Here is a 23539-nt window from a genome sequence, read left to right as displayed (position 1 = left end):
TCAGCCGACTAAGCTGCAAAGATGCCTTCGACGCCCCGCAACCGCACCGTCTCGCGTCTGCAGCCGTTCGCATCCACGATCTTCGCCGAGATGACAGCGTTGGCCACACTTCACGACGCGGTCAACCTCGGTCAGGGCTTTCCGGATACCGACGGTCCTGCGGCCATGCTCGAGGTAGCGCGCCGAGCCATCGCCGAGGGCGTCAATCAATACCCGCCCGGTCCGGGCATGCCCGTCTTGCGTCAGGCCATCGCGGAGGATCGGCGCATCCGCTACGGACTCGACAGTGATCCCGACTCCGAAGTTCTGGTCACCGTCGGCGCCACCGAGGCGATCAGTGCTGCGATTCTCGGACTGGTCGAACCCGGCGAAGAAGTAGTGCTGATCGAGCCGTACTACGACTCCTACGCTGCATCCGTCGCGTTGGCAGGCGCTGTACGTCGCACAGTTCCGTTGGTAACCGCGGGAGACGGATTTGCGGTCGATCTCGATGCATTGCGCGGCGCGATCACCGCCAAGACGAAGATGCTGATCGTCAACAGTCCTCACAACCCCACCGGCACCGTATTCACCGATCACGAACTTCGAGCGATCGCCGAACTCGCGTGCGAACGCGACCTGATCGTGTTGAGCGACGAGGTCTACGAGCACTTGGTCTTCGACGGCCTCACCCACACACCGATGGCGTCGCTCCCGGGCATGCGTGAGCGCACCGTCACGGTGTCCAGTGCCGCAAAGACTTTCAATGTCACCGGCTGGAAAACCGGCTGGGCGATCGGCCCGCGCGAACTCATCGACGGAGTCCGTGCCGCCAAGCAGTTCATGTCATTTGTTGCCGGTGCACCGTTCCAACCGGCCGTTGCCTACGCGCTCACCAACGAACAGCCGTGGGTCGTCGAACTTCGACAGAGCTTGCAAGGCAAACGCGACGTGCTCGGTAAAGCTCTGACCGAGGCCGGTTTCACGGTGCATTCCGGTGGCGGCACGTACTTCCTCCTTGCCGACATCAGACCGTTGGGCGAAACCGATGCGGGAGATTTCTGCCGCGCACTGCCCGAGCGGATCGGCGTCGCGGCCGTTCCGGTCGACGTGTTCGCGGACAACCGCGACGATTGGAAGCACCTGGTGCGCTTCGCCTTCTGCAAGCAGGACCACATTCTGTCCGAAGCTGCACGCCGTCTCCACCTGCTCCAAGGAGCAGCGCACCCATGACAGCGCGGACCATCCCGACCGCATTCGTCCACCGCTATCTCGCGTTCTCGCCGGACAACGACGTCGATTTGTCGGGTGCACTGCGCGCTGCCGGGATCGACCTCGAGACACTGTCCGACCCGCGCGCCCGGCTGACCCCGACTCAGGTCACCACGTTCATCCAATCCACCTGGCAGATCACCGACGACGAATTGTTCGGCCTCGGATCCGCCCCGGTCCCCCGTGGCACTTTCCGATTGATCTGCCTGACGTTGATCCATTGCCCTGATCTCGGATCGGCCTTCGCTCGAATGTCCGACGTGATCCGTGCGCTACCGGCTCTGGCCCCACTGTCGATCGAAAAGGGCGAGGAAAGCACTCGGGTGAGTTTCGCTGTCCGAGCTCGCGAAGGCGTCGCCGAACCTGATGTCGCAGAACGTGTCACAACCGATTTCGTCCTGATCTTGCTGCACCGATTTTCCGCATGGTTGATCGGAAAGCGCGTCCGACTTCGGGCGGTCGAATTTCCGTACTCGGCACCGGATGCACGGTTGGCGCAGGACTACGACTACATCTTCGGAGCGCCGGTCACCTTCGGCGCGCAGCGCGCGGCACTGGAGTTCGACAACTCGGCCATGCGTGCACCGATCATCCAAACCGAGGAGACGTTGGAGGAGTACCTCCGAGAATCTCCGATTCAGCTCATGTCCGAACGCGATTACGACAGCACTGCGTCGGCGCAGGTGCGACGGGTCCTGGAACTCGGGGTGAAGGGGCGAACCTCCACGGCCGAGGAGATCGCGGAGATGCTCTCGATCAGCGTTCCCCATCTGCGTCGACTGCTGCGGCGTGACGGAACATCACTGAATCAACTGCGCGAGGAAGTGCTCCGCGACGTAGCCATCGCTGGTTTGCGGCGCGGAGAATCCGTCGAAGTACTCTCGGCGCGATTGGGGTTCTCCGAGCCCAGCGCCTTCCGTCGGGCCTTCAAACGATGGACCGGCGACACTCCGAGTTCGTACCGCTAGCTGACGCAGAACTCGTTTCCTTCGGGATCGGTCATCGTGATCCACACGCTCGGCCCCTGCGCTCCTCGGTGCAGGATCGTCGCCCCCACCGTCTCGAGGTGCGCTGCGACATCCTCGCGCTTGTCGCCCACTCGTATGTCGAAATGGAGCCGGTTCTTCACCGTCTTCGATTCCGGAACCAGTTGGAACAGAACGCGGGGACGTTCGGGATGCTCCGGATCGCTGATGGCCGCACCTTCGCGCCAGACGAGGACTCCCTCGAATGTCGTGGTGTCGGATTCCTTGGCGTGACCAGCGGCGACGAGGCCCCTGATGAAGTCTTCGTCGCTGGGCTCCGCTGCCCACCCGAGTGCTGCGGCCCACCACTTCGCCTGTTCGTGCGGATGTGCCGAATCTACTGTGACTTGAAATTCGTATCCCATGTTCCGACGTTAACGCCGACCACCGACACCTAGTGAAGGTTCAGCCGAGCCCGGGAGTCAGTCGACGCTCTTGATGGTCTTCATGGTGATCAACGATGTCACCCGCGAGACAGCCGGAAGCCCGCTGAGCTTGGTGACCATGAAGTTCTCATACGTCGCGAGATCTTTCACCGCGACCCGAATGAAGTAGTCGGGAATTCCGAACAACCGCCGACATTCGATCACTTCGTCGAAGGCGGCGACCTGGGATTCGAAGTCCTCGATGGTGGCCTGGTCGTTGACTCCGATCTCGGCGGTGACGATCACCTGAAATCCTCGACCGAGCGCTTCCTGACTGACGATCGCCCGGTACCCGGTAATGATTCCGTCGGCTTCGAGCTTCTTCACCCGCCGCAGGCAAGGTGAGGGTGTCAGACCCACCAGATCCGCCAACTCGGTGTTGGTCAAACTCGAGTCCTGGCGTAGGTGAAACAAAATTGCGTCATCCATGGCATCCATCGCACTACTATTGCGCACTGTTCAATATGTGGGCATTCTGAGCAATCGATCACCTCGATCTTTGTTATAGATTTGCGTCGTGATCGAACCAGCATCGTCGACGGCCGCACCGGCCGTCGAACTCCCACCGCGAACCCCGGCGTGGCGGCACGCCTTCCAGCTGTCGCTACCGGTTGGATTCGGCCTGCTCCCACTCGGGATCGCACTTGGCGTTCTTGTGGTCCAACAAGGGCTCAGCCCTTGGTGGGCAGTCGCTTTCACCTCGCTGATCTACGCAGGATCGCTGGAGTTTCTCGCGGTCGGAATGGTCGCGGCCATGACACCGCTGCCGTACGTCGCTCTGACCGCACTGCTGGTCAACTTTCGACATGTGTTCTACGCCTTGAGTTTTCCGCTGGAAAAGATCCGCAACCCCTTCGCCCGCTTCTACAGCATGTTCGCGCTGACCGACGAGGCCTATGCGATGTCGGTAACTGCCGATCCCAAGGCACTCACCGGACGCGTCATCGTCTACTCCCAGCTGTACCTGCACGGCTACTGGATCGGTGGCGCGATCCTGGGCGCGACGGCAGGACAGTGGATTCCGGACTCGATCGTCGGCCTCGACTTCGCCCTGACGGCGTTGTTCGTCGTCCTCTCGATCGAAGCGATTCGCGCACAAAACGGATTCGCGGTGCCGGTCGCCGCGGTCACCTGCGCTCTGGTCGCCCGGCTCGCAGCGCCGGACCACATGCTGCCAATTGCGATGGGCGCCTTCGTGCTCTTCCTGATCGGGCGCTTTGTCTACGACTCACGAAAGGCGAAGATCGATGCCTGACACCTCGTACATCTTTGCGGCGGTCGCAGTCATGGCCGTGGTCACCTTCGCGCTGCGCGCAATCCCCTTCGCCGCGCTCATGCCGCTGCGCTCCTCCGCCCTGGTCGGCTACCTCGGCATCTACATGTCGGCAGGCGTCATGTTGATTCTCGTCATGTATTCACTCAAAGGGGTGTCGATCACCGCCCCTTCTCATGGCCTACCCGAACTGATTGCTGTGTGCGCCACGATCGCCGCGCACCTCTGGCGAAAGAATGCCGTCCTGAGCATCGTCGTCGGAACGACGATCTACGTCGCGCTGGTCAATACCGTGTTCGCCTGAGCATTTCCCATCGACGAGCAAAATATCTTTACTCCCGAATGGGCAATTTGTAACCTCCAGGCGCTTATCTGAACAGTTGAACACTTATACGATTTCAGTAGCGTGGCCGCCGGCCGCGACTGAAAGATCGGTGAGGTTCGATGTCCACGACAATGACCACGACGGGCACTCGAATCGCCGGTGCTTGGCACAGTCTGGATCGAGGCCAGCGTCGAAGCATCATCGGGATGACCGTCACCGTCGTAGCGCTCAACGTCGTCGGGTGGGCAGTTCTTCTCGGCCTGGTTGTCCCCGGCCACTACACGATCGAAGGCAGTGTCTTCGGCGTCGGACTCGGTGTCACGGCGTACACGCTCGGCATGCGCCATGCTTTCGACGCCGATCACATCGCCGCTATCGACAACACCACTCGGAAGTTGGTAGCGGACGGCAAGAAACCGATGTCCGTCGGGTTCTGGTTTTCGCTCGGACACTCGACCATCGTCTTCGTACTCGTCGCCCTCTTGGCTTTGGGTGTGCGGCAACTGGCCACCAGCCTTTCCGACGACAACTCCGATCTGGAAAAGTGGACCGGCTTGTTCGGCACAACCATTTCCGGAACGTTCCTGATCTTGATCGGCCTCCTGAATCTTTTCTCTCTCATCGGGATTCATCGGGTGTACACGAAGTACAAGGCCGGAACCTTCGACGAGGAACAACTCGAGAAGGAACTCGACAGCCGCGGCGCCCTGAACAAGATTCTGGGCCCGGTGATGAAGATGGTTCGCAAGCCCTGGCACATGTACCCGGTCGGCCTACTGTTCGGATTGGGATTCGACACCGTCACCGAAGTCGGGCTGTTGGTGATCGCCGGCGGCGCGGCGGCGACAGGGCTCCCGTGGTATTCGATCCTCGTTCTGCCGATCCTCTTCTGCGCCGGGATGTCGCTTTTCGACTCGATCGACGGATCGTTCATGAACTTCGCCTACGGTTGGGCATTTGCTCAGCCGGTCCGAAAGATCTACTACAACATGGTGATCACCGGACTCTCGGTGGCAGTGGCACTGCTGATCGGGACCCAGGAAATCATCTCGATTTTCACCGACAAACTCGACATTCACGACGGGTTTCTCGGCGCCATCGGGAACTTGGATCTCGGCGCGATGGGCTTCATCATCGTCGGACTCTTTGTCGCCACCTGGCTGATTGCTCTACTCGTGTGGCTGTACGGCCGCATCGAAGAACGGTGGCAGGCTCAGTCCGGTGCAGCAGTAGCACGACGAGCGACAGCAGACGAAGCGATGTGAGTTCGACTCGGTCTACGCAGAATCATGGGCCACCCGAAAGCGAATAGCTGATGTACGTCTCGCCCCATTTCAGGTACGCGCTCGACGTCGCCTGGCCGCGGATCTGGTCGTTCTGCCACTGGTAGACAGCGCGCCACGGAAATACGGAACTCACTTGTTCCAAGGTGTACCGCTCACGATGGCCCTGCGCGAATCGCTGTTCGAGATCTTCACGAGTGCGCGGCGGGAAATTGCTGATCAGGTAGGTCCGGCCGAGAGACTCGATGCGCCCTGGCGGCGCAAAGACATCAGCGCTGCGATAAGTGAAGGCCAGATACAGGTAGGCCGCCACCACAATCGTTGCCAGCGCTACCGCGCCGATCTTGAATGCACGTCGAAGCAGGGTCGGCATGGCTCACAGTACAATCCAATTCTCCTGTCGAGCACATTCAGTGCGTTTCCCACATTTATCGAAAGACGCATCCCGCGGAGTTGGCGAGATGCAATAGTGGAGTTCGAACGGGGTGAGCCCCGGCTAGGAGAAAACGGTGCGGATACGTCATGCGGTAGTGGGTGTGGCAATCACGGGACTTGTTCTTGCAGTGGCAGGCTGCGGTAGCGGCGACGGCGAAGCTGCCGAAGGACCAGGCATCGCCGTGGCGGCGGAAACCAAGCAAGTTCCCGACCGGGTGACCGTGCATCGACCTGGCCTCATCGACACCAGCATTTCCCCGTTCGACGTGCCTGCATGGCCAGGGCCGCACCCCTCCGAATTCCTCGAGCCCAACCCGCCGTCGGGTGAGAGCGGTGAGATCGCCGGCGACCAAGCTGCGGCAACGTACGCGGCCTCGCTCGACAACCCCGATGCACTATGGAATGTCGGTGGCACGGTGCAGTGGCTGGTTGTCGAGCCGATTCCCTGAAGGTCTTCCATCGAGGTCTCCGCTCTGACCGACTCCAGACGATCTTTGCGAGTTCAGTCCCGCGACAACGCTGCACAGAATTCACCGGGTTGATCGACATGCAACCGCAACCCATCGATCAGAGTGGAGCTAGATCCCTTCGACAGCCGTTTCGGGAGCGTGACCGAGACGGGTCGGTCGAAGCCGACGTCCACGACAGTGCCGTCGGGCCCCGGTAGAACCAGGCAGTCGTCGACAATCGCGTTTGCGGTCTCACCGAATCTTCGGACCATGCTCACCCGCGAAATCCGTGATCGGTCCACCTCGACACGAACGCCCGTGCCGGAACGAAACACTACCGTTCGAGCTGACACGAGATGTGGGTGCACGACGCGTCCGGCAAGCCAACCACCAATCGCAATCAGCGACAACACCGTTGCAACGAGCAGCACGACGCGAAGCCACTGCCACGGCACCAGGAAGTGAATCGCCACGGCCTCGATCACACTCGCCGCGACAAATGCCACCGGTATCGACACGGTCCCCCGCGCGTAGCCGAAAGTCGCTGTATCACTGGAACCTCCGTCTCTCCGACCCGTCGAGAGCAACCACAGTGATCGGATCACGCCGTACCGCCTGACATGAGACGTGTTGCGACGCGCGCGACCACTTCACGTTGCGCTGGATCGGGCACCAGGTCCGCGATCCCAACCGAGAATCCCACGCCTGCGGAGTCTCCGTCTGAGTACACAGCGCCGAGCACCCCGCCCAGTGATTCCTCCAGTTCGTCCGACAAGTACGCGATCTCGTCTGCAACCTCGGCTACCTCGCGCCCAGCCAGAGCGGCGAAACGACGGTACAGATCCACAATTCTCTTCCGGTCGCCCTCGTCGGACAGCAATCGCGCAGCCGTGGAGAACAGTTCGTGTGGCGCTGCTCCCGAGATCGCCACCAATTCCCACATGTCGCGTTCACGCTCGAACAGACGCCGAACCGAATCCGTCGGGGACGACGCGATCAACTCGTCGAACGCAGACAGCAACTCCACCGGAAGCGGCGAGACCACCCTCCCAGCACCTCGCGCCGTGAGCATTTCCTGGAGGCGCACTCGCTGGTCTGCGAGGACGCGCTGCTTCCGGTCTATCTCCGCGATCAGGGAGGAAAGATCTTCGGCGAAGTCGTCCGGTTCTCGTGCATCGATCGGCGTCGGTTCGATCATCGCGGCAATGGATCCGAGTGGAATGCCAGCGGCGGTGAGCCAACGAATGCGCATCAGCCTGACCAGATCGGGAAGTTCGTAAGTTCTGTAACCGTTGGACAGTCGTCTCGGCTCGGCCAGCAACCCCAGTCGGTGATAGTGCCGAACGGTCCGCGGAGTGGTGCCTGCCGCACTGGCCACGTCGCTGATTCGCATACGAACAGCATTAACTATGACGCTACGTCATAGTCAAGGCCCGGCATGTCGGGCCTTGAGGCATAAGGTCCTGTTCTTCCTGCCAAGAGTTTCGCAGACGAATTTCGCGGGTATTGATCACTTGCGGCGGCGATTTCCAGAGCGAGGGGTCAGCCGCGCAAGGTCTGCCCCCGGCTGTCACTCGCCGGGCGGCGGGCCGCCAAAACCAGCGGGCCGCCAGAAACTATCTGTGCCAGGCGATGATTTCGATGCAAACGACACGACTCGACACCATCCTGATTCTGATCGTCGGGACGGCAATCGGACTGAGCGTCTGGCTGGCTACGCAGGAACCATTCGCGTCGATCGGACTCGGAATCGCAACGGTAGTGATCTGCTGGATCTCTTGCTCGATGATCCATGGCTTCCCACACCGATCGACGAAGGACATGCGTCCGCGCGAGAACCAGGATCGCGAGTCACCGAAACGGCGCTGACGCCGCGTAGGGATGAGGCCAACCGTGGAGGCCCGGACACAGCGAAGTGAGTGGTTCACCTACCGCAGGTGAACCACTCACTTCGGTCAGAGGATCACACCTCGTCAGGTCGCCAGGTCGCGACGGCCCAGATCACAGCGACGTCGAGGGCGATGATCACGATCGACCACAGCGGGTAGTACGGCATCCACAGGAAATTCGCCACGATCGAAAGTGCCGCGATGACGAATGCCATCCCGCGGGCCCACGCCATGCCGACGAACAATCCCAGCGACACCGCGATGCCGATGATTCCGAGCACGATGTGGATCCAACCCCATGTCGTGACATCGAATTCGAAGGTGTAATTGACTCCGACGATCAGCAGATCGTTGTCCGCGAGAGCCGCGATGCCCTGCAGCAACGCGACGATTCCCGCGACGAAGAGCAGGCATGCTGCCGCCACCGTGGTCCCGATGGCAAAGCCTTGTCGGACAGGGTGGTTCGCATGAGATTGGTGCGGAGCAGTCATGACATCCCCTTCTTCGGCGAAATAGCGTGAGAACAGTATTCAAAGGTTCACGCCGACGGACATCACCCAGCAAGGATGAACAGCCGTCCAGCACTGCAATCAAAATTCATGGGAACATATGTTCGATTTCGGTGTACGGTTGAGCCTATGACCGCCACGATGCAACCGTCTCTGTTCGACAACGGTGACCTCGGCGTTTCTTTGGCCGATCTCGACGGCACGGTGCAGCGACGTATTCTCACCGCCGGCGCATGGGTCGACCATCGCCCGGCCTGGCTGACCGGATCGGAGGCCGTGTTCGACAATCTGGAGGCTACGGTGCCGTGGCGTTCCGAACGGCGTCAGATGTACGACCGCGTTGTCGACGTCCCTCGTCTGGTGTGTTTCTACGCAGAGAATCAACCACTGCCGGACGCACTTCTCACCGAAGCCAAAGACGCGCTGAGCAGTCACTACTTCGACGAACTCGGTGAACCATTCGCCACGTCGGGTCTCTGTTTCTATCGCGACGGTTCCGACAGCGTTGCCTGGCACGGGGACGATACGGGACGAAGTCGCACCGAGGACACGATGGTGGCCATCCTGTCTCTCGGTGCGGCTCGCCCGCTCCTACTGCGCCCTCGTGGGGGCGGCGAATCCATCCGCTTCAATCTCGGACACGGAGATCTACTCGTCATGGGCGGATCCTGCCAACGCACGTGGGAACACTGTGTCCCGAAGAGTGCGCGGGCCCTCGGGCCGAGAATCAGTGTTCAATTCCGCACTCGCGGAGTTAGATAGCGTCGCGGAGTTCGTCTCGCAGCGCCTTCCGATTGAGCTTGCCGACGGCCGTCTTCGGTATGGATTCTGCGAAAACAACCCGACGCGGCTTCTTGTACGACGCCAGTCGATCGCCGACGTGCGCGACCAATGATGCTTGCAGTGCGTCGTTTTCGACGGTCCCGTCCTCGAGTACCACCACAGCCGTGACCGCCTCCACCCACTTGGCGTCGGCGGTTCCCACCACGGCGACCTCACGGACAGACGGATGCGTCAGGAGTGCATCCTCGACTTCACGGGGGTAGACGTTGTATCCGCCGCTGATGATCATGTCCGAAGCTCGGTCCTTCAAGAACAAGAATCCTTCGGCGTCGAACTGACCGATGTCACGGGTGTGAACCCAGCCGTCTTCGGTGAAGGTGTCCGCATTCAGTTCCGGTGCATTGAAGTATCCGGCGATCGCCGATGGCGAGCGGATCACGATTTCACCCGGTTCTCCCTGGGGCACTTCGTTTCCCTCGCCGTCGAGCAGCCTGATCTCGACGTCGATGGCCGGCTGACCACAGGACAGCAGGCGATCTTCCGTGTGATCTTCGGGCCGTAGGACTGCAATACACAGCGGTGCCTCGGTCTGCCCGTAGTACTGGAGAAAACGGTGTTGCCCCCACGCCTGCATTGCACGTTCGATGGTGGCCAGCGGCATCGGCGACGCACCGTAGATCACGGATTTCAGACTCGAGATGTCTGCGCTCGCAAAATCAGGGCGTTCGAGGAGCATCTGAATCATCGTCGGCACCAGATTGATTGCCGTAGCCCGATGCTCGGTTATCGAGTCCAAGAAGGTCGACGGGTCGAATCCGGGGAGGATGACGGTCTTACCGCCACGGAGCCAGAACGGAAGCACGAAGACACCGCTGGCGTGAATCAGTGATGCCGCGTGCAGCATCGTGTCGTCCTGAGTCGCCGGAAGCAGATTGAGCAGAACATTGCGGCAGATGCCGGCGTAGCTGCGCTGAGTGTGCTGCGCGGCCTTCAATGTTCCCGTGGTCCCGGAGGTGAACAGCGTCAGGATCACATCGTCGGGAGCTACCTCGACGTCCGGAATGTCCGAAGGCATACTCTGTGCTTGGTCGAGCAGCGAACGCTGCCGCGCCGAACCTGTTTCCAGCCCGATGAACGTACGTTCGGGGAACCTGGCGGACAGTTCAGCGGCGCGGTCCGCGAGGTCACGTCCGAAGACGACGTGCGAGGTGTCGGTGTCCTCGAGCATTCTCGCGTGCTCGTCGAGCGAGAGTCGCGAGTTGAGCGGAACCCTGTTGATGCCGGCTTTGACACACGCAAAATCGACGGGGACGCTGGCAAGAGAGTTGTTGACCAGCAATGCAACCCGTGCACCACGCCCGATACCGAGGGCGATGAATGTGTGCGCCAATCGGCTGCTGAGTTCGTCCACTTCCGTGAACGTCATCGATCGATCGCCGAAAACGACGGCTGTTCGCGATCCGTGCTGTCGCGCACCACGGGCGATCAGATCTCGGGTTATGGGCATCATGGTTCAGTTTCCTCGTTCGAATTCGGGTTGTTCTCGAATCGGCCGTGCCGGCCGGCGCCCGCGGCGAACGCAGCAGCGCCGCGCACACCTTCGGCGATGACAATGGGATTTCCTGCGACACCCTCGGCGCGCAGTGCTTCGGCAAGTGGTAGATCAAAAGATCGGTAGGCCGATGCGCGATCCGCGAGCATGCAGAGTTGTGGGAAAGCGGACAACTGGTGCGCAAGCTCCTTGGCTACCTGGAGTGATTGCCCCACTGGAACAACACGATTGGCCAGTCCGAAGGCCAGCGCCTCCGGAGCATCGACAGGACGCCCGGTCAAGATCATGTCGAGCGCTCGCCCCTGCCCGACGATTCGCGGCAGGCGCACGGTCCCGCCGTCGATGAGAGGAACTCCCCAGCGCCGGCAGAAGACTCCGAAAACGGAATCCTCCTCGCAGATCCTCAGGTCCGCGAGCAATGAAAGCTCGAGCCCTCCGGCCACTGCGTATCCGCTGACGGCGGCGATCAACGGTTTGGACAACACCAACCGACTCGGCCCCATCGGGCCGGTGCCGCCGCCTTCCGGATGCAACTCGTGCACGCGGGCGGGGTCGGAGACTGCGGTCAAATCCGCACCGGCACAAAATGTGCCGCCCGCACCCCACAGAATTGCCACCTTCTGACTCTCGTCCGACTCGAATTCCAGGAAGGCATCACGCAACTGCGCCGCCATCGGCCCGTCCACCGCATTCTTGCGATCAGGGCGATTCATCACGATGACAGTGACGCCACCGTCACGCTCCACATAGACATCGCCACCTGGTCGATCGGAGTCGGTCACGATATTTCCTCACTGCTCGCGGATAAGGTTTCCCGGTACCCACCATGCCACTTGTAACAGAATTTGTCAGGAGTTGTTCAAAAGTTGTTACAAACTGATCGAGGAATGTCCGCAACCCGAGTTGTGCTGGACCTCGCAACAGCGAGCCCGGACACCGAGTTCAGCACCGCTGTGCTGACCCGGGCCGGCGAGATCGTCGGCGTCAGCGCATCGAGCATTCGCGTGGCAGCGGGCCGCCTGTGCCGCGAGAACAAACTGCGTCGTACCGCTCGTGGAACGTACGTCCTCAACCCGGACGGCATCCCCACCTACAGCGAGGTCGAGGGGTGGCGAACTCGTACCGATCGCATACGCCCCTGGGACGGCACGTGGATAGCCGTCGAGCACTCAGCGCTCAAACGTAGCGACCGCACCGCCGCCCGAAGACACGATCAGGCGCTGCGCCTGGCGGGCTACGAGGAGTGGAAGCCCACACTCGCCGTCCGCCCGAACAATCTGCTCGGCGGCACGGACAGCGCCCGCCGCACTCTCCGCCGACTCGGCGCCGCCCCCGAATCGGCTGTCATGGAAATCGCTCACCTTGCCCCCGAGGATGATTCGACAATCCGCACACTCTGGAACTCGGAAGCATTGTTGGCCGACATCGCCGAGGCCCGTGAAGCACTCACACAGGCGCAAACACGCCTGGCGACAATCAGTCGCGAGGAGGCGGCCCGCGAATCACTTGCTTTGGGCAGCGCGGTGATCGCGGTCATCGTGCGCAATCCGCTCCTTCCGGAAGAACTCGAACCGACGCAGCCACTGCGTGAACTGATCTCACACATGCTCGAGTACCAGGACGCATCACGCGAACTGTGGCAGTCACTGCTCCAGTTCTGATCGATTTCTCCCAGAAGGTAATTCAGTACGTTGCACGGCCACCGCTGGCGTCGTACACAGCACCCGTCGAGTAACTTACCGCCGACGACGACAGCCAGGAGATCAGTTCGGCAATCTCGTCGGCCCTCCCCATTCGCGCCATCGGCGTCAAAGACTGCGAACGGGCGAGGATGGCCGGATCGGTGCCGGCATTCATAGGACTTTCCACGGCCGCCGGAGCTATCGCGTTGACCAGCACACCGGTGGTGGCGACCTCTTTGCCGAGTGATTTCGTCAGCGCGACGACTGCCGCTTTGGACGCGGAATATGCACTCTGATTCGGGTTTCCGTCCTTGGCCGCAATACTTGCGAGATTGACGACCCTCCCCCACCCCGACGCAACCATCCCCGGCACGAACGCCCGGCACATCAGGAATGTTCCTTCGACGTTGATGCGGAACGTACGCCGCCAAGCCGCGAGGTCGACGTCGACGAGTGGCGCTGATGGTCCTACGATTCCCGCACTGTTGATCAAGATGTCGACTCTGCCGAGTCTGGTTCGAAGCGCATCGACTGCTGTCGGATCACTCACGTCGAGTTGTTCGTCCGCACCCTCGGCAAGATCTGCCGTTACCACCCGAACTCCCCTCTCCGTCAACATCTTTGCACTGGCGGCGCCGATTCCGCTCGCACCGCCGGTAACGAGCGCGGTGACACCCTCTGGATAGCCCTGCATCATCTTCACTCCCGAGTTTCTGTGCGCTACGCACTCAATTTATGTTGCAAACAGGCATAATTGCCGTCACACTGTGTAGAAATTCTGAATATATGGCGTTTGCTGTCGACGTCAAATACCTGGAGGCCTTGGCGATGGAAACCCGCTGGTTGCACGCGTTTGTCGCGGTTGCGGAAGAACTTCACTTCGGGCGGGCCGCATCACGGCTCCAGATGGCCCAGTCGCCGCTCAGCCAGATGATCCGAAAGCTCGAAAAGGACATCGGCGTCAAGTTGTTCGAACGAAGCACCCGCAGCGTCGCACTCACGTCCGGCGGACATGCCTTTCTCCCCCACGCCTATCGCGTCATCGAGAACATGGAGACGGCACGACACGCTACGCGCGCGTCGTCGGGAGGCGTCTACGGACGAGTCACGATCGGATTCACCGGAGTGCTCAACTATCAAGCACTTCCGCCACTGACACGCGCGTTGCGTCAGCGCTATCCGGAAGTCGAACTGACACTCCTCGGCCGGATCATGACGCGCGACGCGGTCATCCAACTCGAGAGCGGCGCCCTCGATCTCGCCTTCGTCGGACTACCCGTGGAATCCGCATCACTGTCTACCCGACTCATCCGACGGGAGGCATTCGGCGCTGTGCTTCCGATCGATCATCCCCTCGCAGAGAGAGACGCGATCGACCTCCGCGAATTGGCCGACGACGGATTCGTGACCACCCCGCTCTCGGCCGGCTCGGCCCTCCAGGAAACCGCGATGCGCGCCTGCATGAACGCAGACTTCAGGCCTCGCGTGGTTCAGGAAATCACCGATCCGTACATGATCCTGATGCTCGTTGCCGCCGGCGTCGGTGTAGCGCTGATGACGTCCGGCATGGCTGCTATCACCCCACCTGGCAGTGTGTTCGTCCCACTCACCGGCGAGCCGACGTTCATGAATCACGGAATTGCCTGGTCACCCCGGCATATGACCGATGCACTCGCCGTCGCACTGGAGACGTCCGAGGAGATTCTGCCGACGCCGGAGATTGAGACCAAAAGCGTCATTATCTGAGACTCATTTAGTGTTGGACGCGCCATAGTCCTTCGTGGCACTGTCGTCTCAGCCGCCGAAAGGTGAGGGACGTCACCGATGCGTGGTGCATCACCAAACGTGCCGCCACGGCCGGCCCATCGGGACGAAAGGACTTCACATGGCACCACCGATCAACTCCACCGGTTCCACGCACTCCACTGCGGAGCACCCGAATTCGAATGCGCGCCGCGCCGCTGTTTCGGGCTTCCTCGGCAGCACCCTCGAGTACTACGACTTCTTCATCTACGGCTCCGCAGCCGCGCTCGTGTTCCCCAAGATCTTCTTTCCTGGCGGCGGCTCGACGGCAACGCTGCTCTCGATCAGCACCCTGGGCGTGGCCTACGTCGCCCGCCCACTCGGCGCAGTGCTGTGGGGACACCTCGGCGATCGGTACGGACGCAAGAACGCGCTTCTCGCCTGCCTGCTCCTCATGGGTGTTGCGACGGTCATCGTCGGTTGCCTGCCGACCTACGACCAGATCGGCATCGCCGCGCCGATCATTCTCGTCTTGCTTCGCCTTCTTCAAGGGCTCTCTGCCGGCGGTGAATCACCCGGCTCTTCGGCACTGACGCTCGAACACGCGCCGGATCACCGTCGTTCGTTCTTCACCTCGTTCACCATGAGTGGGATCATGTTCGGCATCGTCGTCTCCAGCCTGGTATTCATCCCAGTGGCGAGCCTGCCCGACGAAGACCTCTATTCGTGGGGTTGGCGAGTTCCCTTCTGGCTCAGCATCATCGTGACCGTCGTTGCACTGTGGCTACGTCGCGCCCTGGATGAGCCCGAGGTATTCGAAGAACTCAAGGAACAGGACGAGACGGCCGGAATTCCCGTCGTCGAGATGTTCCGCTCGCACTGGCGCACCGTAATCCGTATCAGCATGAGCTCGACCTTCGCGATGATCAACACCATCGTCAACGTCTTCGCCCTGGCGTACGCCGTCGAATCCGGCTTCGAACGCTCCACGATGCTGTGGGCCATCGCGACCGCCAATTTTGTTGCCGTACTGACTCAGCCTCTGTTCGGCATTCTCTCGGATCGCTACGGACGTAAGCCCATCTTCGTCGTCGGCGCCATCGGAGCCGGCCTGATGATCTTCGTGTTCTTCCATTCGATCGGAACCCAAAGCGTCCCCATGGTCTTCGCTTCGGGAATCGTCATGATCGGAATCTTCTACGCGATGCCCAACGGCACGTACCCGGCATACTTCCCGGAGCAGTTCCCCGCGAAGGTCCGATACACCGGAATGGCCGTCAGCCTCATGCTCGGACTCCTTGTTGCCGGCTTCACACCGGCTATCGCCCAGGCGATTTCGGCCGGAGACAAGAGCAACTGGACGCCGGTTGCATGGATGTGCCTGGGCTTCGCCGTCATCTCCGCCATCGCGGCAATGACCGGACCGGAAACGTACCGCACGCCCACAGAAGAACTGGGCCAACCGAAGCCGAGCCTGCCGATCAAGCAGGACTCAGAGCTCACCAGCAACAACGCTTGACCGGACCGGCCCCTCGCGCTGAATTGCCGCGAGGGGCCGTCCCCACTTATGCAGGAGAATGTCATGAATACCGAATACACACGCCACCGTATCGGCCTTGTCGGGTCGGGTATCGCCACCTCACTCTCGCCCGCGTTGCACGCACACGAAGCAGCAGCACTCGGACTCGACGATTACAGCTACGAACTGATCGATCTCGAGAACCTGAACATCTCGGTCGAGAAAACCGGTGAGGTGGTGCGTGGCGCCGTCGCGGGCGATTTCACCGGACTGAACATCACCCACCCGTGCAAGCAGGTTGTCGTGGACGCGCTCGACGAGCTGTCCGACAACGCGCGGTTGCTCGGTGCCGTCAACACGGTTGTGGTCGACAACGGCCGTTTGATCGGCCACAACACTGACCACAGCGGATTCCTCACAGCACTGCAGCGCGGTTTGCCCGACGCCGCCTTGGACCGAGTGGTACTCGCAGGCGCTGGCGGGGCGGGTTCCGCCGTGGCGTACGCACTCGCCGCCGCCGGTACGACGGATCTTCGCATCGCAGATATTGATCCCGATCGCGCTGCCGATGTGTGTTCTCGCGTCGCCTCGGCCTTTCCTGTCACGCGCACAACGGCTTTGGCGATCGATGAGATCGCCGTCAACCTGACGACGTGCGACGGCGTCGTCAACGCATCTCCGATCGGCATGGTGGGTCACCCCGGAACTCCCTTCGACCCTGCGGCGTTGCATTCCGGATTGTGGGTCGCTGACATCGTTTATCGACCGATGCGCACCGAATTGCTCGACGCTGCAGCTACTCTCGGATGCGCAGTTCTCGACGGTGGGCAGATGCTGGTGGCTCAAGCCTCTGACACCTTCACACTCCTGACCGGTGTCGAAGCCGATACGGATCGCATGCGCAGCCATCTGAGCGAGCTGCTCTCCGAGACGGCATGCGCATGAGCACAACCGAACACCTACTTTCTCGCGAAGTACCAGGAGCACTGATGAATGTGACTGCGCCGTTCGCCGAACCTCTCGACATGGGCAGCGTCCGCCTCCGGAACCGGTTCGTGTCCGCCCCGATGGAACGCAACTACTGCGAAGTCGACGGCACTATGACGGACGAGTACATCGCGTACCTCGCTCGCCGCGCCGAAGGTGGTGCTGCACTGATCTTCACCGAAGCAAGCTACGTGCGCGCCGACGGCAAGGGTCGCATCCGGCAGATGGGCGTCGACGTCGACGAACGGATTCCCGGCATCAAGAAGATGGCCGACGCGATCCACGCTCACGGCGCCCTCGTCGGAGTCGAACTCAACCACGGTGGACGTACGGCGCAAGGTTCTGTCAGCGGGTTTGTTCCCGTTGCCCCGACACCGATTCCGTGTTTGGTTGTCGGCGGCGAGATGCCAGAACAACTCGACGGCGACGACATCGAGCACATCATCGAATGTTTCGGTGAAGCCGCGGCACGCTGCCAGCAGGCCGGCGTCGACGTCATCTCCCTGCACGGTGGCCACGGGTATCTGATCCACCAGTTCCTCTCCCCTGCTTACAATCACCGCGACGACGAGTGGGCCGACCCCACCTTGTTCGTCAACAAGGTCATCGCCTCCGTCCACGAGCACGCACCGGGAATCACTCTGGGACTCCGATTCTCAGCCTTCGAAGGCATCGACGGCGGACTCGACGCCGAGATGACTCGCGCTCGCATCGGCGCCATCGACACCGACCGACTCGATTTCCTCGACGTCTCGGCCGGCAACTACGAAGCGGGACAGTGGATCATCCAGCCCGGTGAATGGTCGCGCGGTCTCCTCGCGCCGTACTCCGAGCAGTACCAGCGCGACTTCGACATCCCGGTGGGAGTGGCCGGACGCATCACGTCGCCGGAGATCGCTGCGCGGATCATCGAATCCGGGCAGGCGAACTTCGTCAGCATGGCTCGTACGCTGCACGCAGATCCGGACTTCCCGAATCGCGCCATCGACGGTGGCCGGTACCGCCCTTGCATTGCCTGCAACTACTGCATCGACAGCCTGGCCGCCGGCCCCATTCCCTGCTCCGTCAACCCGTGGGTCGGCCGCGAATTGGATCAGCCTACAAAGCCGGCTGATGCCACCGTGCGGGTCGCCGTCATCGGTGCCGGGCCGTCGGGAATGGCCGCTGCCCGCGACCTCGCACTTGCCGGTCACCGCGTCGACCTGTACGACGAGCGACCCAGCCTCGGTGGCGACTTCGCTCTGGCATCGAAGCTTCACGAGTATCCCGAATATGGACGGATCGTGGACTGGTACGCCGCGGAACTGGCTGAACTCGGGGTCCACTGCCACACCTCGACCCGGGCAGATGCTGCTTTGCTCTCCGGTGTCGATTTCGACGCCATAGTTCTTGCCGCCGGCGGCGTCGGCCCCGTGGTCGATCTCCCCGGAGCAGCTACCCGTACCGTTCGCGACGTCCGCGAATTCCTCGTCTCCGGCAATCCAGCTCCTGCCGCTGTCACCATCTTCGGCGCCGACCGTGAGGCTGCGGCCGTCGCCGACGATCTCCTTCAGAAGGGCACCCAGGTCGTGATGATCGGCCCGCAGGAAACCATCGCGCACGACGTCGGACGCCGCGGAAAGATCGTGCTGCTGCCGCGCCTGGCCGCAAGTGAGAACCTCACGACCTACCTCAGCTCGATCGTCACCACAGTCGCCGCTGACCGCGTCACGATTTCGACGGCCGGTGTGCTGAGCGAGGTCGATGCTCCGGGCGAACTGCTGATCTCGCAAGGCGTCGAGCCGCGTTCGGAACTTCTTGCCGAACTCCGTTCACTGGCACCACGACTCGGAGTACATACCGTCGGCGACGCGCGCGGTGACGGCGGGTCCATCCATGCCGCACTCGTGACCGCAGCCGACGTTGCCGTCGCGATCACCGCCGCCGCTGCGGCAAGTCAGGAGGTTCACGCATGACCACACAGGCAGCCACACCGGTGGCAACTGCATTGCCGCCCATTGGACTCGGAACCTGGCCACTGGTCGGTGCCGACGCCACGAAGTCGGTACTCTCCGGAATCGAGGCCGGGTACCGCCTCATCGACACCGCCGCGATCTACGGCAACGAGGGCGCCGTCGGTGTGGCGCTGGCGGAATCAGGTGTGCCGCGAGAAGAACTGTTCGTCACCACCAAACTTCGTGGCAACGACCAGGTTTCCGGCGACATTCGGGGCGCCCTCGAGCAGAGTCTGGAACTACTGGGACTCGACCAGCTGGATCTGTTCCTGATCCACTGGCCACTCCCGCGAATCGATCGCTATGTCGCGTCGTTCGAGTCGATGCTGGCCTGCCGCGACGCCGGACTGGTTCGGTACGTGGGTGTGTCGAACTTCCTGGAGCTCCACCTGCGCCGCGTCGTCGCCGAAACCGGCGAGGCACCGGCAGTCAACCAGATTCAGATGGACCCGTCGCTCGCTCGGATCCCGGTTCGCCGCGCAAACGACGAACTTGGCATCTTCACTCAGTCGTGGAGTCCGCTCGGCCGGGGTGACGTGCTCGACAACGCCGTTGTGAGCGAGATCGCCGGTCGAATCGGTTGCACACCAGCTCAAGTGGTCCTCGCTTGGCACGTCGCGCAGGGTGTGGTTCCGGTCGCGCGATCAGCGAACCCGACGCGTCAGGCCGAGAACCTGGCAGCACTCGACGTCACCCTCACCAGCGAGGACATCGAAGCACTGAACAGTCTCGACCGCGGCGAATCTGCGGCGCGGGACGTCGAAGCAGAGGAACATTTCTGATGACATTGAAAGTCGGAATCGTCGGCTGCGGCAAGATCGCCGGCAACCATGCCCGCGCGCTGCAACAAGTCCCCGGTGTCGAGGTGATCGGCTGCTGCGATCCCGATCTCGGACGCGCCCAGGAGTTCGCGGCAGCGCACGGCATTCCCGCAGCCGTGAGTTCAGTGGAGCAACTTCTCGCCCTCGGACTCGACGCCTGCACCGTTTGCACGCCGCACCCGGTACATGAAGAGGTAGTCGTGGCCGCTGCCGAAGCGGGTGTACATGTTTTGTGCGAGAAGCCCATCGCAGTCGATGTTGCTGCCGCCGACCGCATGATCGAGGCCGCCGACCGCGCCGGTATCACGTTCGGGGTGCTCTTCCAACGCCGATTCTGGCCGGCAGCACGTCGGATCCGCGACGCCATCGACGACGGGCGGATCGGACTACCCATGCTCGGTGAGGCGTCGGTGATCCTGCATCGCCCATCGAGTTACTACTCGGCCGACGCCTGGCGTGGACGCTGGGACACCGACGGCGGTGGCGTGCTCATGACTCAGGCCGTGCACCAGATCGACATGCTGGTCTGGTTCATGGGCGAGGCCGTCTCGGTCAGCGGCTTCATCCGCACCCACACCCACGGTGAGCACATCGAGACGGAAGACAGCGCGTCAGCTGTGATTTCCTTTGCCTCGGGTGGCACCGCCACCGTCACTGCGACAACGGGTGCCAATCACAACCTGGGCAACCGCGTCACGGTGATCGGGCGCACCGGTGCCATCGCCAGTGTCCTCGAGTTCCCCGAAGGGCACGAGGGTGTCAACGAAATCTGGACGGTGCCGGGCGAAGTGGAGTTCCGGTCGCCGTACTCCGCGGACATCGATGCGAATCTTGATGTGGGCGCGGTCAATGCGGCACTGACCGACTTCCACACCCTGCAGGTGCAAGACTTCGCCGACGCCGTCCTGACCGGGCGTGAACCCGCCGTCACCGGCCGGGACGCCCGCGCATCACTTGCCATCATCGCCGCAATCTACGAATCGTCACGAACGGGCAAGGTTGTCGAGCTGACATCGACACCGACCCTCGCAACAACTGCCAAGGAGCAGAAATGAGTAGCAGTACCCCCCTCACCTACGACGTGGTTGTCGTGGGCTCCGGCGCAGGCGGGCTTTCCACAGCAATTGCCGCAGCACATGGCGGCGCGTCGGTACTCGTTGTCGAGAAGGCCGACACCTGCGGCGGCGCAACGGCCTGGTCGGGCGGGTGGATGTGGACCCCACGCAACATGTTTGCCATCGCCGACGGGGTTGTCGAGGATCGCTCGGCACCGCGGACGTATCTGGAAAACCGACTCGGCGACAACTTCGACGCCGCCAAGGTTGATGCTCTTCTCGACGGTGCACCGGAGATGGTCGAGTTCTTCGAACGCAAGACAGCGCTGAAGTTTGTTCCCGGAGCCAAGATCGCCGATATTCACGGTGACACACCGGGAGCCGGCACGGGTCATCGTTCCGTCGGACCGAAACCGGTGAGCTTGCGAAAGCTCGGACCCGACGTCGCGGCGCTGCTACGTCGACAGTTGTACGAGACGTCATTCCTCGGCATGGGCATCATGGCCGGGCCCGACCTGCAGGCATTCCTGCACTCGACTCGATCGCCGAAAGCATTTGTGCACTGTGGTGTTCGGGTGACAAAGCACATGTTCGATCTCGCCACCAAGCGTCGTAGCCAGCAACTCGTCAACGGCACCGCGCTTGTCGGCATGATGCTGCGCTCGGCACTCGATCTGGGCGTCGAGTTTCGGGTGAAGACGTCCGCGACCGCGTTGCAGACCGATGACGACGGCCGCGTTGTCGGCGTCCGCCTCGAAAGTCCGGACGGCGCGTACTCGGTAACTGCCCGACGTGGTGTCGTACTCGCCACCGGCGGCTTCGCCCAGGACATCGACCGACGACGCGAACTGTTCCCGCGCACCCCCACCGGCAACGAGCACTGGTCGCTCACCCCGAAGACAACCACCGGCGACGGCATCACCCTCGGCGAATCCGTGGGCGGCCGACTCGACCGCACCCTCGCCTCCCCCGTCGCGTACTGCCCCGTCTCCATCGTTCGCTACCGCAACGGCAAGGAAGGTGTGTTCCCGCACATCCTCGATCGCGGAAAGCCCGGTGTCATCGGAGTTCTCGCGAACGGCAAGCGGTTTGTCAACGAAGCACTCGGCTATCACGACTACACACTCGCGATGGTCGAGCAGGTTCCCGAGGGCGAAGAGGTGTGCTCGTGGTTGATTGCCGATCAACAGTATGTGCGATACCTCCCGCTGGGCATGGCGAAGCCCTTGCCGATCCCGATCCAGCCGTACCTGCGCTCGGGGTACCTCACGCGTGGGCGCACTCTTCGGGACTTGGCCGAGAAGATCGGCGTCGACCCCGTGCAGTTGGAGAAAACCGTCGCAGCTTTCAATATCGGGGCCGTGGCCGGTGAAGACCCCGAGTTCGGTCGCGGTACAACACCGTTCAACCGAGGTTCCGGAGATGCATCCAATCCCTGGCCGAACCCGTCGCTCGCGCCCTTGCAGAAGGGTCCGTACTACGCGGTGAAAGTCGTGCCAGGGAGTTTCGGCACCTTTGCCGGACTGGTGACGGACTCGTCGTCGCATGTGCTCGACGACAACGACCGCCCCATCGAGGGGTTGCTCGCCGTCGGCGTCGATCAGGCGAGCGTGATGGGCGGGCACTACCCGTCCGGGGGCATCAACCTCGGACCGGCCATGACATTCGGTTACCTGGCCGGCCGGGAACTGGCCGGAGCCGAGACAGTTGGAGCGCACGCATGACACTCTCACTCGGACTGGCAGCCCTCACAGTGCTCGACACCGCACCGATGCAGCACGTCGACTTAGCTGAAAAGCACGGCTTCGACACCATCGGTATCCGTCTGATGCCCGCGGCACCAGGTACGACGGCCTACCCTCTGCACGAGGACAAGCAGTCGTTGGACGAACTGGTGCGTCGACTGGGCGATTCACCGGTCGAGGTATTCGACCTCGAAATCATCCGTCTTGCAGCCGACTTCGACCCCACCGACTACGTTCCGTTGCTCGAAGCGGGCGCACAGCTCGGAGCCAAAGCCGTTCTGGTGGGCGGCGACGACCGCGACCGCGCTCGGCTCACGGACTCCTATGCCCGCCTCGCTGAACTGTGCGCGAACTACGGCATCGTCGCCTCGCTCGAATTCATGCCGTGGACTGCGGTGCCTGATGCGCGTGCGGCCATCGAGATCGTCTCGGCGGCAGACGGTCCGGCTCGTAGTGTCCTTGTCGACGCATTGCACACCGACCGCTCGGCGACAACGCTGGAGGATCTTGCGTCCATCCCGCGCGAGTGGCTGCACTATGCCCAGATGTGCGACGGTTCGACCCCCGCTCCCACTGGGGACGCAGAGCTGATCCGTCAGGCCCGCGAGGAGCGTCTGGTGCCCGGCACCGGCGGCATAGCCCTGGCCGACATCTGGTCGACTTTGCCTGCCGGACTGCCGGTCAGCATCGAACTGCCCAACGAACCGCTACGTCAGGCCGTCGGCACAGATGCCTGGCTGGAACGCCTGGTCGAGGCCACGCGAGAAGTGTTGGCCTAGCGGCCCTGTGCGCCT

Annotated in this window: 26 protein-coding genes; 17 read left to right on the top strand and 9 right to left on the bottom strand. The window is 62.2% G+C overall.

Annotated elements, in window-relative coordinates:
• Positions 1-21 precede the first annotated feature (21 nt).
• Together ABH939_RS03315 and ABH939_RS03310 are read left to right on the top strand one after the other, a co-directional pair.
• On the top strand, positions 22-1212 hold the full coding sequence (locus ABH939_RS03315; protein ID WP_003939670.1) for a pyridoxal phosphate-dependent aminotransferase: 1191 nt from the start codon (positions 22-24) through the stop codon (positions 1210-1212).
• Entirely contained in the window at positions 1209-2219 is a 1011-nt protein-coding gene (locus tag ABH939_RS03310) for an AraC family transcriptional regulator (protein ID WP_030535335.1), read from the top strand. The genes ABH939_RS03315 and ABH939_RS03310 overlap by 4 nt, the downstream gene beginning before the upstream one ends.
• On the opposite strand, the gene ABH939_RS03305 is transcribed toward ABH939_RS03310, so the two are convergent.
• Both ABH939_RS03305 and ABH939_RS03300 read right to left on the bottom strand, forming a co-directional pair.
• Entirely contained in the window at positions 2216-2641 is a 426-nt protein-coding gene (locus ABH939_RS03305; protein WP_003940409.1) for a VOC family protein, read from the bottom strand. The genes ABH939_RS03310 and ABH939_RS03305 overlap by 4 nt on opposite strands.
• Positions 2642-2698: 57 nt before the next feature.
• Positions 2699-3139: an Lrp/AsnC family transcriptional regulator gene (locus ABH939_RS03300; protein WP_020970517.1), complete on the bottom strand. Its 441-nt coding sequence runs from the start codon at positions 3137-3139 to the stop codon at positions 2699-2701.
• Positions 3140-3218: 79 nt separating this feature from the next.
• Here ABH939_RS03300 and ABH939_RS03295 point away from each other — a divergent pair, with 79 nt between their 5' ends.
• The 3 genes from ABH939_RS03295 (at position 3219) to ABH939_RS03285 (ending at position 5564) form a co-directional block, all read left to right on the top strand.
• Positions 3219-3956: an AzlC family ABC transporter permease gene (locus ABH939_RS03295; RefSeq protein ID WP_003940360.1), complete on the top strand. Its 738-nt coding sequence runs from the start codon at positions 3219-3221 to the stop codon at positions 3954-3956.
• Positions 3949-4278 (top strand): branched-chain amino acid transporter permease, encoded by a 330-nt coding sequence (locus tag ABH939_RS03290; protein WP_404649325.1) that lies wholly within the window; start codon positions 3949-3951, stop codon positions 4276-4278. The genes ABH939_RS03295 and ABH939_RS03290 overlap by 8 nt, the downstream gene beginning before the upstream one ends.
• Positions 4279-4418: 140 nt before the next feature.
• Positions 4419-5564 carry a HoxN/HupN/NixA family nickel/cobalt transporter gene (locus ABH939_RS03285; RefSeq protein ID WP_404649324.1) on the top strand — a complete coding sequence of 382 codons (1146 nt, stop codon included), beginning with the start codon at positions 4419-4421 and terminating at the stop codon, positions 5562-5564.
• Positions 5565-5586: 22 nt separating this feature from the next.
• Here ABH939_RS03285 and ABH939_RS03280 read toward each other — a convergent pair whose 3' ends face one another.
• Positions 5587-5955, bottom strand: a complete 369-nt coding sequence (locus tag ABH939_RS03280) for a hypothetical protein (RefSeq protein ID WP_404649323.1) — start codon at positions 5953-5955, stop codon at positions 5587-5589.
• 136 nt (positions 5956-6091) lie between these two features.
• On the opposite strand from ABH939_RS03280, the gene ABH939_RS03275 reads away from it, so the two are divergent.
• Entirely contained in the window at positions 6092-6466 is a 375-nt protein-coding gene (locus ABH939_RS03275) for a hypothetical protein (RefSeq protein WP_050654739.1), read from the top strand.
• Positions 6467-6519: 53 nt separating this feature from the next.
• Here ABH939_RS03275 and ABH939_RS03270 read toward each other — a convergent pair whose 3' ends face one another.
• Together ABH939_RS03270 and ABH939_RS03265 are read right to left on the bottom strand one after the other, a co-directional pair.
• Complete coding sequence (locus ABH939_RS03270; protein WP_404649322.1) at positions 6520-7071, bottom strand: hypothetical protein; 552 nt, start codon at positions 7069-7071, stop codon at positions 6520-6522.
• Positions 7068-7859, bottom strand: coding sequence for a MerR family transcriptional regulator (locus ABH939_RS03265; protein WP_404649321.1), 792 nt, complete (start codon positions 7857-7859; stop codon positions 7068-7070). Before ABH939_RS03265 ends, ABH939_RS03270 begins: the two co-directional genes overlap by 4 nt.
• A 248-nt stretch (positions 7860-8107) precedes the next feature.
• Between ABH939_RS03265 and ABH939_RS03260 the strand changes: the two genes are divergently transcribed.
• Entirely contained in the window at positions 8108-8335 is a 228-nt protein-coding gene (locus tag ABH939_RS03260; RefSeq protein WP_020970523.1) for a hypothetical protein, read from the top strand.
• A 94-nt stretch (positions 8336-8429) separates the two neighbouring features.
• Here the strand turns inward: ABH939_RS03260 and ABH939_RS03255 are convergent, their stop codons facing one another.
• On the bottom strand, positions 8430-8846 hold the full coding sequence (locus ABH939_RS03255) for a hypothetical protein (protein ID WP_007733561.1): 417 nt from the start codon (positions 8844-8846) through the stop codon (positions 8430-8432).
• Positions 8847-8993: 147 nt separating this feature from the next.
• On the opposite strand from ABH939_RS03255, the gene ABH939_RS03250 reads away from it, so the two are divergent.
• A complete protein-coding gene (locus tag ABH939_RS03250; RefSeq protein ID WP_029256052.1) occupies positions 8994-9626 on the top strand; it encodes an alpha-ketoglutarate-dependent dioxygenase AlkB in 633 nt (210 codons plus the stop codon).
• Here ABH939_RS03250 and ABH939_RS03245 read toward each other — a convergent pair.
• The gene (locus tag ABH939_RS03245; RefSeq protein WP_404649320.1) at positions 9619-11157 is read right to left on the bottom strand and encodes an AMP-binding protein; all 1539 of its coding nucleotides are present in this window, start codon (positions 11155-11157) and stop codon (positions 9619-9621) included. The two genes, ABH939_RS03250 and ABH939_RS03245, sit on opposite strands and share 8 nt — an antisense overlap.
• Entirely contained in the window at positions 11154-11981 is an 828-nt protein-coding gene (locus tag ABH939_RS03240; RefSeq protein ID WP_054825536.1) for a crotonase/enoyl-CoA hydratase family protein, read from the bottom strand. Before ABH939_RS03240 ends, ABH939_RS03245 begins: the two co-directional genes overlap by 4 nt.
• A gap of 105 nt (positions 11982-12086) precedes the next feature.
• Between ABH939_RS03240 and ABH939_RS03235 the strand changes: the two genes are divergently transcribed.
• The gene (locus ABH939_RS03235) at positions 12087-12860 is read left to right on the top strand and encodes a hypothetical protein (RefSeq protein WP_404649319.1); all 774 of its coding nucleotides are present in this window, start codon (positions 12087-12089) and stop codon (positions 12858-12860) included.
• Between the two features lie 22 nt (positions 12861-12882).
• Here ABH939_RS03235 and ABH939_RS03230 read toward each other — a convergent pair whose 3' ends face one another.
• Positions 12883-13575, bottom strand: a complete 693-nt coding sequence (locus ABH939_RS03230; protein ID WP_047889919.1) for an SDR family NAD(P)-dependent oxidoreductase — start codon at positions 13573-13575, stop codon at positions 12883-12885.
• Positions 13576-13709: 134 nt separating this feature from the next.
• Here ABH939_RS03230 and ABH939_RS03225 point away from each other — a divergent pair, with 134 nt between their 5' ends.
• The 8 genes from ABH939_RS03225 to ABH939_RS03190 all read left to right on the top strand — a co-directional run bounded on the left by ABH939_RS03225 (position 13710) and on the right by ABH939_RS03190 (position 23524).
• Positions 13710-14627 (top strand): LysR substrate-binding domain-containing protein, encoded by a 918-nt coding sequence (locus ABH939_RS03225; protein WP_404649473.1) that lies wholly within the window; start codon positions 13710-13712, stop codon positions 14625-14627.
• Positions 14628-14766: 139 nt separating this feature from the next.
• Entirely contained in the window at positions 14767-16143 is a 1377-nt protein-coding gene (locus ABH939_RS03220) for an MFS transporter (RefSeq protein ID WP_404649318.1), read from the top strand.
• 63 nt (positions 16144-16206) lie between these two features.
• Positions 16207-17088 (top strand): shikimate dehydrogenase, encoded by an 882-nt coding sequence (locus ABH939_RS03215; protein WP_404649317.1) that lies wholly within the window; start codon positions 16207-16209, stop codon positions 17086-17088.
• Between the two features lie 44 nt (positions 17089-17132).
• Complete coding sequence (locus ABH939_RS03210) at positions 17133-19085, top strand: FAD-dependent oxidoreductase (protein WP_404649316.1); 1953 nt, start codon at positions 17133-17135, stop codon at positions 19083-19085.
• On the top strand, positions 19082-19906 hold the full coding sequence (locus ABH939_RS03205; RefSeq protein ID WP_404649315.1) for an aldo/keto reductase: 825 nt from the start codon (positions 19082-19084) through the stop codon (positions 19904-19906). Before ABH939_RS03210 ends, ABH939_RS03205 begins: the two co-directional genes overlap by 4 nt.
• Positions 19906-21000: a Gfo/Idh/MocA family protein gene (locus tag ABH939_RS03200; protein ID WP_161120126.1), complete on the top strand. Its 1095-nt coding sequence runs from the start codon at positions 19906-19908 to the stop codon at positions 20998-21000. Before ABH939_RS03205 ends, ABH939_RS03200 begins: the two co-directional genes overlap by 1 nt.
• Positions 20997-22724, top strand: coding sequence for an FAD-dependent oxidoreductase (locus ABH939_RS03195; protein WP_404649314.1), 1728 nt, complete (start codon positions 20997-20999; stop codon positions 22722-22724). The genes ABH939_RS03200 and ABH939_RS03195 overlap by 4 nt, the downstream gene beginning before the upstream one ends.
• The gene (locus ABH939_RS03190) at positions 22721-23524 is read left to right on the top strand and encodes a sugar phosphate isomerase/epimerase (RefSeq protein WP_073512648.1); all 804 of its coding nucleotides are present in this window, start codon (positions 22721-22723) and stop codon (positions 23522-23524) included. Before ABH939_RS03195 ends, ABH939_RS03190 begins: the two co-directional genes overlap by 4 nt.
• Positions 23525-23539: the final 15 nt, after the last annotated feature.

Origin of the sequence: Rhodococcus sp. 27YEA6, from assembly GCF_044908235.1 — a bacterium.
GTDB classification, from domain to species: Bacteria; Actinomycetota; Actinomycetes; order Mycobacteriales; family Mycobacteriaceae; genus Rhodococcus_F; species Rhodococcus_F qingshengii.
This window is presented reverse-complemented; position numbering and strand designations above follow the sequence as displayed.